At 57.7% G+C, this 15115-nt stretch carries 18 protein-coding genes; 14 read left to right on the top strand and 4 right to left on the bottom strand.

Annotation, left to right across the window (positions count from 1 at the left end; genetic code table 11):
• Positions 1 to 32: 32 nt before the first annotated feature.
• Both MGMAQ_RS14210 and MGMAQ_RS14205 read right to left on the bottom strand, forming a co-directional pair.
• Positions 33 to 854 carry an IS5 family transposase gene (locus MGMAQ_RS14210; protein ID WP_046020182.1) on the bottom strand — a complete coding sequence of 274 codons (822 nt, stop codon included), beginning with the start codon at positions 852 to 854 and terminating at the stop codon, positions 33 to 35.
• Positions 855 to 922: 68 nt separating this feature from the next.
• The gene (locus MGMAQ_RS14205) at positions 923 to 1198 is read right to left on the bottom strand and encodes a hypothetical protein (RefSeq protein ID WP_148560973.1); all 276 of its coding nucleotides are present in this window, start codon (positions 1196 to 1198) and stop codon (positions 923 to 925) included.
• 292 nt (positions 1199 to 1490) lie between these two features.
• Between MGMAQ_RS14205 and MGMAQ_RS14200 the strand changes: the two genes are divergently transcribed.
• The 7 genes from MGMAQ_RS14200 (at position 1491) to MGMAQ_RS14165 (ending at position 6890) form a co-directional block, all read left to right on the top strand.
• Complete coding sequence (locus MGMAQ_RS14200) at positions 1491 to 2294, top strand: hypothetical protein (RefSeq protein ID WP_046022056.1); 804 nt, start codon at positions 1491 to 1493, stop codon at positions 2292 to 2294.
• Positions 2287 to 2625, top strand: a complete 339-nt coding sequence (locus MGMAQ_RS14195; protein WP_046022055.1) for a hypothetical protein — start codon at positions 2287 to 2289, stop codon at positions 2623 to 2625. Before MGMAQ_RS14200 ends, MGMAQ_RS14195 begins: the two co-directional genes overlap by 8 nt.
• 349 nt (positions 2626 to 2974) lie before the next feature.
• The gene (locus MGMAQ_RS14185) at positions 2975 to 3874 is read left to right on the top strand and encodes a hypothetical protein (RefSeq protein ID WP_148560972.1); all 900 of its coding nucleotides are present in this window, start codon (positions 2975 to 2977) and stop codon (positions 3872 to 3874) included.
• A gap of 32 nt (positions 3875 to 3906) precedes the next feature.
• On the top strand, positions 3907 to 4734 hold the full coding sequence (locus MGMAQ_RS14180) for a DUF4279 domain-containing protein (RefSeq protein WP_046022052.1): 828 nt from the start codon (positions 3907 to 3909) through the stop codon (positions 4732 to 4734).
• Between the two features lie 289 nt (positions 4735 to 5023).
• Positions 5024 to 5647, top strand: a complete 624-nt coding sequence (locus MGMAQ_RS14175; protein WP_046022051.1) for a hypothetical protein — start codon at positions 5024 to 5026, stop codon at positions 5645 to 5647.
• 72 nt (positions 5648 to 5719) lie between these two features.
• A complete protein-coding gene (locus MGMAQ_RS14170) occupies positions 5720 to 6349 on the top strand; it encodes a hypothetical protein (protein WP_046022050.1) in 630 nt (209 codons plus the stop codon).
• Between the two features lie 16 nt (positions 6350 to 6365).
• Positions 6366 to 6890 carry a hypothetical protein gene (locus tag MGMAQ_RS14165; RefSeq protein WP_046022049.1) on the top strand — a complete coding sequence of 175 codons (525 nt, stop codon included), beginning with the start codon at positions 6366 to 6368 and terminating at the stop codon, positions 6888 to 6890.
• A 170-nt stretch (positions 6891 to 7060) separates the two neighbouring features.
• On the opposite strand, the gene MGMAQ_RS20785 is transcribed toward MGMAQ_RS14165, so the two are convergent.
• A complete protein-coding gene (locus tag MGMAQ_RS20785) occupies positions 7061 to 7468 on the bottom strand; it encodes a hypothetical protein (RefSeq protein WP_148560971.1) in 408 nt (135 codons plus the stop codon).
• Between MGMAQ_RS20785 and MGMAQ_RS14160 the strand changes: the two genes are divergently transcribed.
• From MGMAQ_RS14160 to MGMAQ_RS14140, 5 genes are all read left to right on the top strand, one after another.
• Entirely contained in the window at positions 7454 to 8770 is a 1317-nt protein-coding gene (locus MGMAQ_RS14160) for a class I SAM-dependent methyltransferase (RefSeq protein ID WP_148560970.1), read from the top strand. The genes MGMAQ_RS20785 and MGMAQ_RS14160 overlap by 15 nt on opposite strands.
• An 18-nt stretch (positions 8771 to 8788) precedes the next feature.
• Positions 8789 to 9379, top strand: a complete 591-nt coding sequence (locus MGMAQ_RS14155) for a hypothetical protein (RefSeq protein WP_046022047.1) — start codon at positions 8789 to 8791, stop codon at positions 9377 to 9379.
• Between the two features lie 102 nt (positions 9380 to 9481).
• Positions 9482 to 10237: a hypothetical protein gene (locus MGMAQ_RS14150; RefSeq protein WP_046022046.1), complete on the top strand. Its 756-nt coding sequence runs from the start codon at positions 9482 to 9484 to the stop codon at positions 10235 to 10237.
• The gene (locus tag MGMAQ_RS14145) at positions 10168 to 11109 is read left to right on the top strand and encodes an IS30 family transposase (protein ID WP_158498870.1); all 942 of its coding nucleotides are present in this window, start codon (positions 10168 to 10170) and stop codon (positions 11107 to 11109) included. The genes MGMAQ_RS14150 and MGMAQ_RS14145 overlap by 70 nt, the downstream gene beginning before the upstream one ends.
• Positions 11099 to 12187 carry a hypothetical protein gene (locus tag MGMAQ_RS14140; RefSeq protein WP_046022044.1) on the top strand — a complete coding sequence of 363 codons (1089 nt, stop codon included), beginning with the start codon at positions 11099 to 11101 and terminating at the stop codon, positions 12185 to 12187. Before MGMAQ_RS14145 ends, MGMAQ_RS14140 begins: the two co-directional genes overlap by 11 nt.
• 3 nt (positions 12188 to 12190) lie before the next feature.
• Here the strand turns inward: MGMAQ_RS14140 and MGMAQ_RS19775 are convergent, their stop codons facing one another.
• Complete coding sequence (locus MGMAQ_RS19775; protein ID WP_052716411.1) at positions 12191 to 12922, bottom strand: tetratricopeptide repeat protein; 732 nt, start codon at positions 12920 to 12922, stop codon at positions 12191 to 12193.
• 61 nt (positions 12923 to 12983) lie between these two features.
• Here MGMAQ_RS19775 and MGMAQ_RS14130 point away from each other — a divergent pair, with 61 nt between their 5' ends.
• Together MGMAQ_RS14130 and MGMAQ_RS20780 are read left to right on the top strand one after the other, a co-directional pair.
• Positions 12984 to 14198, top strand: a complete 1215-nt coding sequence (locus MGMAQ_RS14130) for a colicin E3/pyocin S6 family cytotoxin (RefSeq protein ID WP_158498868.1) — start codon at positions 12984 to 12986, stop codon at positions 14196 to 14198.
• Positions 14147 to 15034 carry a hypothetical protein gene (locus MGMAQ_RS20780; RefSeq protein WP_148560969.1) on the top strand — a complete coding sequence of 296 codons (888 nt, stop codon included), beginning with the start codon at positions 14147 to 14149 and terminating at the stop codon, positions 15032 to 15034. Before MGMAQ_RS14130 ends, MGMAQ_RS20780 begins: the two co-directional genes overlap by 52 nt.
• The last annotated feature ends 81 nt before the right edge of the window (positions 15035 to 15115 follow it).

The following is a 15115-nucleotide window of genomic DNA, read 5'->3' as shown; positions in this document are numbered from 1 at the left end:
TAAGAGTCGGACTCAGAAAGAAGCTTTCGAGTTCAATCTCTTGCTAGACGCCGGGTGAGCTGGCGTATACTGGCGATGGTAATCCAAGCGACGGCGCTTTCGATGGTCGCCTCGAAATCCTTGGCCAGTCTACGACACCGACCGAGCCAAGCGAAGGTACGCTCCACGACCCAGCGCCGGGGTAGAACCTCGAAACCGTTTGCCGCATCGGAGCGCTTGATCACTTCAATGGTCCATTGTCCGATCTTTTCCAGCGCGCCGCGCAGCTTTTGTCCAGCATAGCCTCCGTCAGCGAAGACATGGCGTAGCCAAGGGAGGCGGCTGCGAAAGGAGGCGAGGATCCCGGGAGCACCGTCGCGATCCTGGATATCCGCCTCGTGCACCATGACGGCAACCATGAAGCCTTCGGTATCGGTGACGATGTGACGCTTCCGGCCTTTGATCTTCTTGCCTGCGTCAAAGCCCCGGGGGCCGCCGCTCTCCGTGGTTTTCACGCTCTGGCTGTCGATCACTCCGGCACTTGGGGAGGCCTCCCTGCCCATCGCCTCGCGTGCCGCCATGACAAGATGATGATTGATCGTCGCCCACCGACCGTCGTCGCGCCAATCGTAAAAATATCCCTGTACCGTCGAATAGGGCGGAAAGCATTTCGGCAACAGTCGCCACTGACATCCACTCGCCGCGATATAGAGCAACGCATTGACAACCTCCCGCAAATCCGTCTCGCGTGGCCGACCCAATCGGTTCGCCTCGGGTAAATGCGGCTCGATCCATTCCCATTCCTCTTGTGTCAGGTCGCTTGCATACCGGCTGTTGTTGCGCTCATACTTGGGACGAGTGGTCTCGGTCCACATCTTGTGTCTCCTTCATTGTTTGGTCACAACGATAGAATCACAAGTGACTGATTCCACTCAACTCTTTTTCAGCCAGCCTCTAACCACTCCACTGCCTTTGCCGGATTTTCCGCTACACCTTCGCCCTGGCCATGCATATAGCCCATGAGGTGTTGCGCCTCGGCAAATCCCGCTTCGGCCACCGGTTTGATCAGCGAGTAGGCCTGACCGTGTTTTCCCGCATCACTGAGGGATACGGCTTCCAAATAAATCTGGTGCGCTTCTTCAGCCGTGTAGGCCTGCGCGGTGGCCGGGAAGAGCGATGCAACCAGCAGAAAAATTAGCGATATGACCCATGTCCCCATGGGGAGCATACTCAATCATTATCCCGCATAACGCAAGTACCCGTCCGCGACCAGCAAAGGCACCCGGGCCAAGGCGGAAGCGGCCTATGATCCGGCCATTCTGCTGCCCTCGGCGGGCGATGCCAGCCGCGCGCCCGATCTCACCAAGCGCCTGGAAACCCATGGTCGCGACAGGGACTGGACCCCCGGCGAGATCGAGGACTTCAAGGACCAGTTCGACGCCCTCGACAGGCAGGACCAGGAGTCCTATCTCCGGTTTCTGGAGGGGGATGCCGGTCCGACACCTGACGGGATGGATGGGGTTTCCGGTGGCAGCGGAACCAACCGTCTGGTCGGTGGCGCCGGGGAGGATACCTTCGGTTTACATGGCGACGTGGAAACGCAGGTGGTCGGTGATAATTTGGGCGATATGCCTGATAACCGAAAGGAACCTATTTCTTCCGAAAGCGGCGAGAACAAGCGTAATCCTATGAATGACGATCACTATGGCTATGACGCGGGATATGCCAGCGACCAGCAGGCGCTCGAAAATGACCGGCAATCGATTCCGATCGTGACCATGGAAAAAGACCGGATTGATGCCCTTAAGAGTGGGGATCCGGCAATTTTCCAGATCGAACGAAACCCAAAAGCTGACAATGAAAGAAAATTTTGGGAGAAACCCTCGCTCGGATACGATGCTGTGAAGGAACACGACCGCACCATCGAAAAAATGGCCGAAAAACACAAGGTCGATCCAGACCTTATTCGTGCCGTAATGTGGGCGGAGAATGCACGTGGACATTGGTATGGTGCGAATGACTTCTTGGATCGCATTGGTTTTTCCGACACCGTGATGCCAATGAACATTAACCCTGATGAATGGGCGTCTCTTATTGAAAAACAGGGAGACAGGCTTGAAAACCCGTTGGATAATATAGAAGCTGCAACAATTCTAATAAAAAGAATTGGTCAAAGGATTGAAGGGCCAACTGATGCTGCGAAAATAGGATCAATCTGGAATTTTTCAGGCAGAGAAAAAACCAGTGATTTCGGTGAGTATATTGGAAGGCTTTATAAAGATAGGCCTTGGAACAAGGATCGCCCCGATGGCTAGAAATGTGGAAATTCATAAACTCAAACCTAGTCTTATGCTGAAAATATGTCACTTTGCAGTCGTTATGTCGATCCTGGTTCCGGTAGCCTATGGCGCGTTGGTTCTCTCTGTCGGGTTTCTCGAAAACTCCCATGCAGAATTTTGCCACTATGTAAAAGAAGGGCAGCCACACAATGCCACGCACAACGGAGATCCCTGCCAATTGACGGACATGTTCCTAAAGGTCTATGGAGCAATAATGTTTTTTGGTGGCACTCCTTTGCAATTGATCGCGCTTGTTGCATGGGGTGCTGCCTACCTGGGTGTTAGAAAGACATCCCGTCCGGACTGAGCGATTCAACCTGCGTCCCTCCCTGGCCAACCGGCCCGAGGACCTCAAGCCGGTGGGCTCGGAAGAGGACGACAAGCGCGATTTCCAACGGCACCTGGGCCAAGGCCGTGGCACCCTATGATCCGGCCATTCTGCTGCCCTCGGCGGGCGATGCCACCCGCGCGCCCGATCTCACCAAGCGCCTGGAAACCCATGGTCGCGACAGGGACTGGACCCCCATGGTCGCGACAGGGACTGGACCCCCGGCGAGATCGAGGACTTCAAGGACCAGTTCGACGCCCTCGACGGAAAGGATCAGGAGGCCTATCTCCGGTTTCTGGAGGGGGATGCCGGTCTGACACCTGACGGGATGGATGGGGTTTCCGGTGGCAGCGGAACCGACACGCTCGAAGGGAGCGGCGGCCCCCAGACCAGGGAATACGGTTTCCATATGGGCTCAACCTATATTCAGAATTTGCCCCAACGCCGTGACGACGAGTCGGCCTGGCTGGCGCTTTTGGATCAATCCTCGGAGACGAAAACCGGCTCCCAATCTCCCCTTCCGCCCGGCCATCCCGTGGATGAGCAGGGCAGAACCTACGATCCCCAGGGACGCAGGGTGCCCAACTCCAACCAGGACCCGAATATTCACAACGCCGGGGGCGTCGTCCCGGTGCCGGGGCCATTGCCTTTGCCGGTCCCACCCGAGATGATTCCCGGACACAAGGAGCGGACAGAGCAACTGAATACTCTCGGTCAGTGGGCCAGCGAGAAACTCCAGCAAGCCTTCCCCAATGGCATTCGCTACAAAGGGCTCCCGGTTCCGCCGCCGAGCCCCGGCGACAACGCCACCCCTCGCACCGACATGGCCGAACCGCAAAAGCCCGTGCCGCCATCCCCGGCCCCGACGCCCGAGACAGGTCAAACCCTACCCAATCCCGCCCCTCGGCCTGATAAAGGCGATGGCACGACCGTGTATCCCGATCAATCCGATCAGTCCGGGCCTACGGCTCACGTGAATCCGGACCAGTCTGATGAGCTTGAACAATTGAATATCCAGGAAATGGCCAATGGAGACGATAAAAAACAAGCACGAGCTTTTGCCGAGAAATTTGGATTGGATCCGAGGAAAACCGGTCGCGCACTTGAAAAAATGAAAAAAGCTGGTGGGATGGGAGGAGAATCAGCCTATCTTGATTTTTCCACTGGTGATGCATACGATCCGAAAAGTGGTGAACCTCTGGGAAATATACTGGATGAAGTGCAGTGAGCCATTGGCTATCATCTTCGGACGGCACCTTGATGGTCAATGCTGGTGTCGTGTTGGAACCTTCCGAAACGACGTCTGTCGAACTTCTTGAAAAGATACCCTTTTGGTACATTGTCGAGAAATGGCATTGCGTAATGGGCAATGGTCGTTTCGACACCTCGGACCTATTCTACGGGCTTGATGCGAGGGACCATCTCTCCGTTCTCGAAGAAGCATTGGAAGACGTTCTCCCGATCTTGGGACAGATTGTTAATCACGATGCCAAGGTGACCATCACGCTGCAATGGATTGGCCGCGTTGGCGCCAGTCCACCCCGCATCTCCTCATCGGACCTGGGGCGCCTTTGCCTCCCCGGGGTCACATTCGAGATGACGGCGGATTGGGACCATGGCAATCATCATGGCCCCATACAAGACGTCTCATTCTGTGTTTATGGCCCACACCCGGACGAAGTTTCGTCTTTTTGGGGTTTGCCGACGCGTGCACTGGTCAAAGGCACGACATCCGTATCGAAGGCCACGGGCAAAACACGCGTCCAACGGGTGAACGCATGGCTATTGAATATCAATAGCGAAGATGAAAACGCCTCTACGGAAAACCAACTCAAGCGCCTGTTCGAGCGTCTCGGAACGCCAGCGCCGGAATGGCACTCTTTCGTCGAGAAGACGGGAGCACGCGTACAGGTTGGATTGCATTGGGAGGGCGCCAGCGGCGCTATTGAGCCGATTTTGAATTACGAAACACTTAAAGCAATCGGCTCGTACAAGGCGGAGATTGTGAGGTCTGACTACTATTTCGTTCCAGATATCGCAGAGCCCTGGAGAGAGCCGGAACAAGAGCCCGTCGCCACCACAGAATGAACGCCCACCACTAGAGCGTGTTGCGTTTAATTGGTTTCATATCCGGCGGCGCTGAAGAAGTTGTAGCATTCCTCATCGGATTGCGGTGACACTCCACAAATTAATATCTCGACCTCTTGGCGTTCTCTTGGGCCAGAAGGCAGGCCGACAAGGAGTCGCCTCCCAAGCCGGTGGGCTCGGAAGAAGATTACAAGCGCGATTTCCAACGCCACCCTGTCACCGCCCAGGCCGAGGCGGACCGGATCGTCGACACCGTTCCGGTGGAGGACTGTCGGCCACCCAGGCGCTGATGGCCCAGACCTCGCCGGGCTACTTCCAGAGCGGGCATCCGGCCAACAACAAGGTCCGCCCGAAAGTGGACCAATGGTACAAAAACACCTACCCGGGCAAGATCGATCTCTCGTCTGGCCAATCGGCGCGCGGCAATGGCGGCATGCAGGCAGACGACCGGCGCCAGGTGGATGCCCATATCAATGCAGGTTCCGGCACCCGGGCCAAGGCGGTAGCGGCCTATGATCCGGATGTTCTGCTGCCCTCGGCGGGTGACGCCACCCGCGCGCCCGATCTCACCAAACGCCTGGAAACCCATGGTCGCGACAGGGACTGGACCCCCGGCGAGGTCGAGAACTTCAAGGACCAGTTCGGTAGTCTCGACGGAAGGGAACAGGAGTCCTATCTCCGAATGCTGGAAGGGGATGTCTTGTCAGCATCGGAAGGGATGGATGGGGTTTCCGTTGGCATTGGAACCGACCATCTCATCGGCGGCAGCGGTGACGATACTTTCGAGGAATCGGATGATCGGCACTCCGGCAAGAGTGAATCCGAGCTTGGCGTGCCCAATGGCCCGGATGAATTCGATACAGCGACAGAAGGCATGGATTGGCAGCCGCCAAAACAACTCGACCCCTCCTGAACCGCCCGCCAAAAAGAGACACACAGGACTCTGTGGAGCGTTTTCGAAAAAGGCCAAAAGAATAATAAACCGGTGGCGGCGCAATTGCTCAAGCATTACCTCGGAGGCAGTGGCAGGCCGGTGACCCTGGAAAGTGATTTTGTGCGCCACCATGAACCCTCGGCGAATGCCCAACAGAAGACGGAGGGACATTTCGAGTCCTGGCTAAGTGGAGATCTGAATGACCAATCGGGCTTTGGTGACATTCAATCCTGGCTGCAATCCGATCAACCCACCCTTAGTATCAAAGGCATGAAATGGGAGGCGCGGGCAAAGCCCTATGACGCTCTCGATCCGTCAGACCAGAATATGGCGCTCGGAAAACACAAAATTCTGGGAGTTGGCGACCTTACATTGACCCGGCAGGGCGACAAGGTGATCGTCCGGGGGGTAGTCGAGCACCGACTGGATGGCGAAACATACGATTTCGCCGAAGGGGGTGGGTCCTCAAACCCCGCTTCCAACCTGGCAACGGTTCCGCAGGGGCTGATTTCAGGTGACATCGGTCTGACCCGCGACACCATCACGGACTATGAACGGGCAGGTGGTGCCCAATCGTTTCCGGTGTCAAGTGATCCCTGGAAGCGGAATTTGATCGGAGAACTGACCATCAGAAATGGCAAGATCATCAATTCCATATTTGATTGGAAAGATGTAAAATGATAATACATTCAATGTCATGTTGAATTCAATTTATCATTGGCTTGCGCCCTCAGCCCGCTACAAACTGATGGGCGCCGTCCTTCTGGTCGCGCTGCTCGTTGCCTGGCTCTACGCTATTTGGTGGGTCCGTTACGGGGAGATGGAATACCGGCTGCAGTGCTATGGCGGCGATGCAATATGGTACTGGGTGACTCCTGCTTTGAAACCTCCTGTTTTCAAAGACCTGGAAGACTTGTTGGTCGCCTCATGGGCACCGGATATCTGGGTGGCCAATTCGAAGATGATGGCTCGACCTTACAAGGTTTTGTTTCGCTATCCAGAAGATCGCAAACCCGTAAGGTACTTGCTAGGTCGGCATTCGGTTGGAACAAAACTATACAATGAATGTGATACAGCCATCCACTTTCTGACCGTTGAGGAATTTGGAGAAAATGGTCGAAGCCTGCCCCATCAGTTGGAGCAGGTCCCGGACACCGACCTACTAGATCTATTTAATTTTCTGACCCTCAAGCCAAAGCCACCCTGGCAGCGCGATAAATGAGCCATGCGTTTACGATGATACTAAGGTTACGGTAATGCATTAATTGCCACCGTCTCCCACGTTCTCGAAGAGTAGCCCATCCACGTCGAACAGGCCCTGGCCAAGAGCCTGCCACCACTCCAATCCGATCCCGTTGCGGTGATACTCCACTAATTACCGCCGTCACCTGCCTAGTTGAGCGCATGCCCATCCACGTCGAACAGGCCCTGGCCAAGAGCCCGCCTCCGCTCCAATCCGATCCCGAGGATACCTGGGATGGCATGGCCCCGCCCAAGCCCAAGGAGATCCAGGCCATCCGCGCCAAGCCGGTGGCCGAGCGCACCCATGCGGATCAGCGCCGCCTCCATTGGGCCGAGGATTACTGGACCAACGAGGATATCCAGACCGAAACCACCGCGTTCTACAAGCTCAACAGCGAAGTCGGCGCGCCCACGGGTCATGCCACGGGCCATGCTCCCTTCGGCGCCGACAGCGCCCGTTCGGAAGACGCCCGGATCAACCGCCAACGCGCCGACCATGCCATCAAGAGCCTCGGGCCCGATGCCGATCCGGACCATGTGCGCATGGTCGAGGCGCATTACGGGCTCAGAGAGTTGCAGTCACAGCCCGATCCGAAGAGCGACAATCTGCCCAAATCCCTGGAAACCTCCTTCGAAGCAATCTCTGGGGGAACCGGAGAGAGCACCCTGGTTGGTGGTTCCGGCAACGACACTTTAGGCCTGCTCGATGGCGTGGAAGCGCAAGTGGTCGGTGATGAAGGCCTGCAACTGGGTGATGCCGCGTATGTTCCGAACCAGAACCCGGACGGATCCTTTGCCGACGAACGCCAGGAAGATGGCCAGACACCACAATCAAATGACGACAACTTTGACCCTGGTGACGGTCATGCCAACCATATGCAGGCGCGGGAGAACGATCCGTCCTTTTCCAGCGAGGAAACAGGGCCCCGTTGGTGGGAAAATGCAAAGAGTGCTGTCGCGAATTGGGTGGATAGGCTTGATCCGAACCATCCCGATAATCCTCACAATGGAATTCCGGATCATTATCTCAAAATCCAAAACCCGACCAAGCACCAGTTGGTAAAGGATATTGTTTTTGCCAAGGACGCGGACGTGCCCGGCCTGCGCCAGCGCATCGAAAAGGCGTTCCAAGACGATCCGGATACGACCCGCCGGGATATGGCCTTGGGTCTACTCGAGCAGCGTGGTGACAAGGAGGCCGTCAGCGCCTACTTGAACGGTGCTGAAGGCGATACCAACCGCTGGAACCAATTGACTCGTGACGATCCGACACCGGTGGAAATGGCGGCGATGGGCTTTGGCGGCGTCACCGGCAGGTATCCCGGACGTTTCAAGTCATACCGCCTGGGCCGCGGGGGGCAATCGGGAAACGACAATCCGGTGGTCATCGATTTGATGGGCGGAAAACAGTCTCAGAAAACAGGCTCCTACAATGTCGATAAAAAGCTGAATCATCATTTGGACGCCCGGGGCGAGAAGGTCACGTTTGGGGATCGGAAGAAAGACCGAACGGATCTGATCGGCCCAGCAAAGAATACAAGCGTTCCCAACGGGTCCGCTGATACGGCCCTGGCGATCAGTCCTCAAGCAAACTATTTGGGCGAGGCGGCTCGAATTCTCAAGCCGGGCGGCAAGCTGATTATCGGGGCGAGCATAAATAAGAACGGTAAGCTCGCCAACAAATATGGGAGAGTTCCAGATGACAAGACACTTGCAAGCCTTGGATTGCGAGTGGTATCAAAAGGGTCGAATACACGCCCTGATGAAGTTCCAAAAGGCTATGTATCACGTCGCGAGGATAATAACTCGGTGATTGAGGCGGAAGTCATGAGATGGACCGTTTTGGAAAAAATAGACTGAGATTCTCCAACATACCGTATGATAGGACTGAATACTACGAAGCGAAAATCGGTTGCGTTCGGATCGACGGGAACGATCTTTACGTTCCCGTCGATCGGGATCTTCATCTACCGGAAACCCGCCCGTTTTTCCGATGGCTCTGGGGGGGGGAATGGTTTCTATGCTGATGGATTTACCTATCTTTTTAGGGGGGTGCGTAAATCGAAACGCGAATGCCTCCGCTACTTTGATGACAGAAACTACCATAAATTCAATTGGATAGACGGTCCTTTTCCGCCTGTCGACGGCCCAATGGTCGAATTCGACGTTTCCCAGTGCTATATGGCTGGCACGCAGGTTTGGATCGATGACTGGATTATCGAGGCCAAAGAGGCTTTCCTGCTCGAACCGCAAGGCAAGTGGAAAAGGTACAGTGAGCCTTCTTACCTGAGGTTCGATTTCTCGCAACTTCGAAGCGGGTCTTTTTGGTGGAACAAAGTGCTTTTAGCGCCCATCCACTACGTCAAGGCATTGTGGGAGCTTAATCTGTATGAAATGGACGATCCTCCTGACAAGGGGGGAAGCCAGGCAAACCCTGGCGAACAAGTGGAAAAAGACGGAAAACACTGAATCGCGGACCTCTTCATAGCCGGATACGGTGACGTTGCATTCATTGCCTGAGACCCCAAGCCGCCACCACTCCAATCCGATCCTGAGGATACCTGGGACGGCATGGCGCCGCCCAAGCCGGAGGAAATCCAGGCCATCCGCGACAAGTCGGTGGCCGAGCGCACCCATGCGGATCAGCGCCGCCTCCATTGGGCCGAGGACTACTGGACCAACGAGGATATCCAGACCGAAACCACCGCGTTCTACAAGCTCAACAGCGAAGTCGGCGCGCCCACGGGTCATGCCACGGGCCATGCCCCCTTCGGCGCCGATGGCGCCCGCGCCGAAGACGCCAGGATCAACCGCCAGCGCGCCAATGATGTGATCAAGCGCCTCGGGCCCGATGCCGATCCGGACTATGTGCGCCTGGTCGAGGCGCATTTTGGGCTCGGGGATCCGGCCCAAGGGGGCTCCATGGATGAGCATGGAAACTGGTATGATGCCCAGGGGCGCCGCATCGACAATCCCCATAAGGACCCAAATGCGCACAAGGCCGGAACCGGCTGGGAAGGTGGTCCCGACGCCCGGCAAACGAACGGCCTCTCGATGGGCGACGACGGCCAATGGTACGACGAATTTGGCAACAAGATCGACGACCTGGACCGTGATCCGAATGTCCACACCGCCGGATACGATGGGAAGGCGGCTTCCCCCTATTGGAGCCAAAACCGCGATCCTAGATTCAGACCCCAAGTGCACCACCCAGGTATGCTGGGAACGCTATGGGACAGAGATATGCACACGTCAGCTTGGACGAAAGATGCGAGATTTACCGTCTGCATGCAGACGGTAAATCTCAACGGGCCATTGGGCGGCTGATGGGCCGCTCGGCCTCGACCATTGGCCGGGAATTGAAGCGCAACGCGCTGCCCCGGGCCGGATACAAGCCGGCCATGGCCGAGCGCATGGCCTGGGCGCGCAAACGCCGCCTGCCGAAAATCGAGCGCTTGAGCCCTCTGAAAACCCACATCCTGGATGCACTTGCTATGGAACAGAGCCCGGAGCAGATCGCCGGAAGGCTCAAGCTCGAAGGATCAGAGCATACCATCAGCGCCGAGACAATCTATGCCTGGATCTACGGGCCCCACGGGCGGCGGCGGAAGCTCCACCGCCTGTTGCCGCAGGCCAAATCCCGTCGCGGACGACGGGCCCGAAAAGGGCGGCGCGATCCGCCGATCCCCGACCGGATGCCGATCCATATGCGTCCGACCAAGGCCCATCTGCGCGCCGAGCCGGGCCATTGGGAGGCCGACTTGGTGCACTTCCGCAAGCAACGGGCCTGTTTGCTCACCTGTATCGAGCGGCGGTCTCGGCTGCTGCTCACCGCGACCCTTCCAGACAAAACCGCCCGCACCACCGCCGAGGCGCTGGCCAGGCTGCTCAACCGTGCGCCCAAACGGGCCCGGAAAACCGTCACCCTGGACAACGGCGGCGAGTTCTACGACCACAAGAGCCTGCCTGTGCGCGCCTTCTTTTGCGATCCCCATTCCCCCTGGCAGCGCGGCTCCATCGAGAACGCCAACGGCGTCCTGCGCCGCAGCCTGCCCAGGCACATTCGCCTCATCAAATTCTCCGATCAAGACATCGAGGACATCACATGGACCTACAACACAACGCCCCGAAAATGCCTCGGTTTCCTCACGCCAATCGAGGCATTCGCCAAATCAATCGGTGTTGCACTTGAAATTTGAATCCAGCGATGACATCGATGCCAATGGTATTTGGACCGCACCCGACGGCACGAAGCTCGATATTCACGAGGAACGGGAAAAGCGCGGCAATCCGTATTGGATGCCGCCGATGCAGGATGGGCCCGAAACCGGCGGAACAACGCCGACACCCGCGCCTCATCTGGAAATACCGGCACCGGGCAGCCATGCCCATCATGAGCACCTGAGCCGTCTCCAGGCCACCGACCCTGACGCCTACAACGCTCTGTCTTCAGAGATCCGTGCGGGGAACGAAGCCTATTGGGAACATCGCCAGGGTGGCGGCAATAGCGCCAGTCCCAACAGCAATATGGCAGCCCAGGCGGAAGACCCCCGGCACCGGCAAAACTCCCTCAAAGCGGCGCAACAGGCGCGCGACGCCCACATGGAGCTGGAAAAGGCAGACTGGGAAAAGAGCTTCAAGGAAGGCTTGATAAAAGACTATGGCCTGTCGGAAACCGAAGCCGAGGCAGCGGCGATCATGGTGTCGGTGACGCCGGTTGGAACCGCTCTCGATGTCGGTCAAGGCTTTGTCAAGGCTGGCGTCGCCCTGTCACGCGGCGACGACACGGCGGCCCTGGAACATTTGGGCAAGGCCGGTCTGAGCGCCGCCAAGATCAAGAAGCTCGATACCCTGCTGAAGAAGGGCGGCGGCAAGCTGCTGGCCAAGGTGATGCCGGACGTGACCTCGGCCTGGATGGCGCGCGGCCTGGCCAAACAGGGACTGGCCTACGACACGGTCAAGGAGAGTATCGGCCGGGCCCTGAAATCCGGCGCCAACCCCGCCGAGGCCCTGACCTACGGTGTGTTCTCGGCCCATGCCAAGAACAGCCTGAACAAGGCTATGGGCGCCTATGGCCGGAAGTGGTCGAAGGAGGCCTTGTTCATGTTGAGCCGGGAGCAACGGGACGCCGTCCGCGCTTTCGCCACCAAGGACCTGGTCGCCAGCGGCGGAAAGTATCTCAATGATGTGAGCAAAGAGGTGCAGAGCCGAATGGTTGGAGTTGCCCTTGACGAACTGTTCAAACCCGACCAACAGGAGAAAGATCAAGAGAGGTAAGGCTCACGGCCAACAATGTTCTGGTGTGAGGATTGGCGGTTCAGGAACGCGTTCGAATTCGGGCTGCCAACCTCGTGCTAGACTCCTCCCTTCTGCAAAGGAAATGCGGACTTCTGGATTCGTCGAGTTGCGTGCCTCTTCGATCATGGTTCTAGCGTCTTGTGCTCCCTTTTTTGCAGAAAGGAACAGTCGCATATAGCCTATAGAATTTTCAACATAAGGATTTATCAGATCCAAATTACCTATGATAAATAGGCTCCTCTTATTCCCCTGTGCAGCAGCACGATAAGCCCAGTCGAGTGCGGTTGGGTCAATTCCTGGCTTGTTTCTCAAATGCACATGCAACGCTGCTTGCGCATTCGCATAGCCATTCTCCGCCGACACCCGATACAAACACTCAGCCTTGTCCATATTTCTCGGGGTTCCCTGACCCCGCTTCACCATATACCCCAGCGCATAGACCGCTCGCCGCATGGTATCGCCATCCCCGGTTTGCCGGGCCGCCTTTTTGTACCATTCAATGGCCGCCTTGTAATCCTGCTCGACCCCGGTGCCAAACCGGTACAGATCGGCCAACCAATATTGCGCCCTCGGCTCCCCGGCCTCGGCAAGCGGCAACCATTCCCCATGGGCCGTCGCATAGTCCTTGGCCTCATAGGCCGTCATGCCCGCCGCGAAGTCCGCCTGGGCGGGGGGCAGGGGCCAGACGAGAAGCATCCCCATAAAGGCAAGCATTTGGCGCATGGTCCGACTATAACCAAGAGGCGCGGGCGGCGGCAAGCGGGGTGTGGCGCCCGTGCAACCGGCGCCGCAACCCGCCATCCCGCGCAGGCCAGAGGAAACGCCCATCCACGTCGAACAGGTCCTGGCCCAGAGCCCGCCTCCGCTCCAAACCGATCCCGAGGATACCTGGGACCGCATGGCCCCGCTCAAGCCGGAGGAAATCCAGGCCATCCGCGCCAAACCGGTGGCCGAGCGCACCCATGCGGATCAGCGCCGCCTCCATTGGGCCGAGGATTACTGGACCAACGAGGATATCCAGACCGAAACCACCGCGTTCTACAAGCTCAACAGCGAAGTCGGCGCGCCCACGGGCCATGCCAAGGGCGCCGAGAAAGTTGCTCCCAAAGTCCTGGGTCGCGCGGGCGGCGCCATTGGTGGCGCCGTCATTCCGGACAACGAAGGGCGGCAGACGCACGACGTACAGGTCGGAGGCCAGGACCTGAGCTTCGACCATGGCCCCGGCGATCTGTACAACCCAGTCTATGGAAAAGATCCGGCGACCGGTGAAACGCTCAACACCGGGATGGTCGCGGTTCCCAACGGCCGTGATGCCGATGGCAATCCTCGGTTCGACCTGATGCCCCAATCCAATCTCGGCAAGTACCTCGACGGCAAGATGACCCGAACTGAGATCGCCGACCCCATGCCGCCGGCACCGGGCCTTGAGCCGACCCCCATGCCCGAAGGCCATGGGATCGAAACCTATCCCGCGCGACAGCCTGAGAAAGACGATGGCATGATCGTCGATGAACCCACGCCGCCCGTCGACACCCAGACGCCCGGTCGACCGATCCATGAGACGCAGCCGGAGGATACCTATGTCACCATGCAAGGCCAGGGACCGGACCAGATCCTGCCCAACGGCAAGAAGGGCCAGGAAAAGTGGCAATCCGGATATGACGAATGGTACGAGGCGGCAGGCCGCCGGATCGAGCAGGAGGTGGCGAAGGACCCGATCAACCGCAAAATCTCGCCCTCGGAGAGCTATGTCTGGAAGAGCCTGAAGCCGGAAAAGGACGGGCGGAGGAAAGACAAGGACGGCAACATCTACACCTGGGACCACGGCGGAGGGGGACGTCACAAGCAGCAGATCGAGAAGTTCGACAAGAAAGGCGAACATCTCGGCGCCTTCGATCCGATTACCGGACGAAGAGTCACGCCGCGAGATAAGGAGAAGTGGATCAAAGTCTTCTTCCTGGGCCAAAACGGGCAGAAATGGTATGCATAACAATCGACACGGGCGGCCTTCGGGCCGCCTATTTGTTCACGAGGAGCATCATGGGATTTCGTCTTTCTGATCAAAGCCCGGATCTGCAGGCGGCGGTGGCTGATCCAACGGTGGGGCTCGTGTACAGCCCGACGAATCGGGTGTATATAGTCCCGGACCTTCAGCCGCAGAACCTTCCCCGGCGGCAGTCTTTTCCCCCAACCAAACGACGAGTCTGCCCTGGCCACACGATAAGTTTTTGTCCGTTCACCGGCGCATATCTGCCGGGCAGCGTCGATGAGATACGGGACAACATTCTTGAAGAGGAGATGGGCCTTGGCCATCTGTTTCCGGATATTGTTTTCGATGCCCGGATCGGCCCCCGGTCCATGCGCGGCGAACAATGGTGGTTGAAGCGGGGCATCGGTGAAACCGTCAACAAGGAAGAATTGGAAGAAGACAAGACGCAACCGCCATTCCACTCCTATGACCCCATCGACCATCGGTTTCCCGGATATCGGCGCTGCCAGGAAGAACCCCCGCATTTCTGCTATTCATTAGGGTTTGTTTTCGACGATGCCAGGGTTATGTACTGGTACCTCCCCCACACGCGGGAATACGGCTTTCGGATCATCGATCCGGAGCAGCGGGTGGACTTTCAACCGATCCGCATCCTTCCCGCGCCCTATTGTCCCTGGTGTGGGACCAGGCTACCCAGCAGTTTGCGCACCCAATGGGAAGAAAGAGTGCGAAACAGAGGATTGGATCCCGACGACCTTGTCGCCAGCCATCCCCCACCGGAAGGCTGGCCGGAGGAACTGACCACCAGCGCCTGGTGGAAAAACGAGGGGCTGTAGCTAACCCGTACTACTGCCACATCGTCTCATCCAAAGCTGCCAAAGCCTTCTGCTCCGTATGTTCCCGATTTGGGTCGATTA

This window comes from Magnetospira sp. QH-2 (genome assembly GCF_000968135.1).
GTDB lineage: Bacteria > Pseudomonadota > Alphaproteobacteria > Rhodospirillales > Magnetospiraceae > Magnetospira.
The sequence above is the reverse complement of the archived record's forward strand: the minus strand, read 5'-3'. Positions and strand labels throughout refer to the sequence as shown.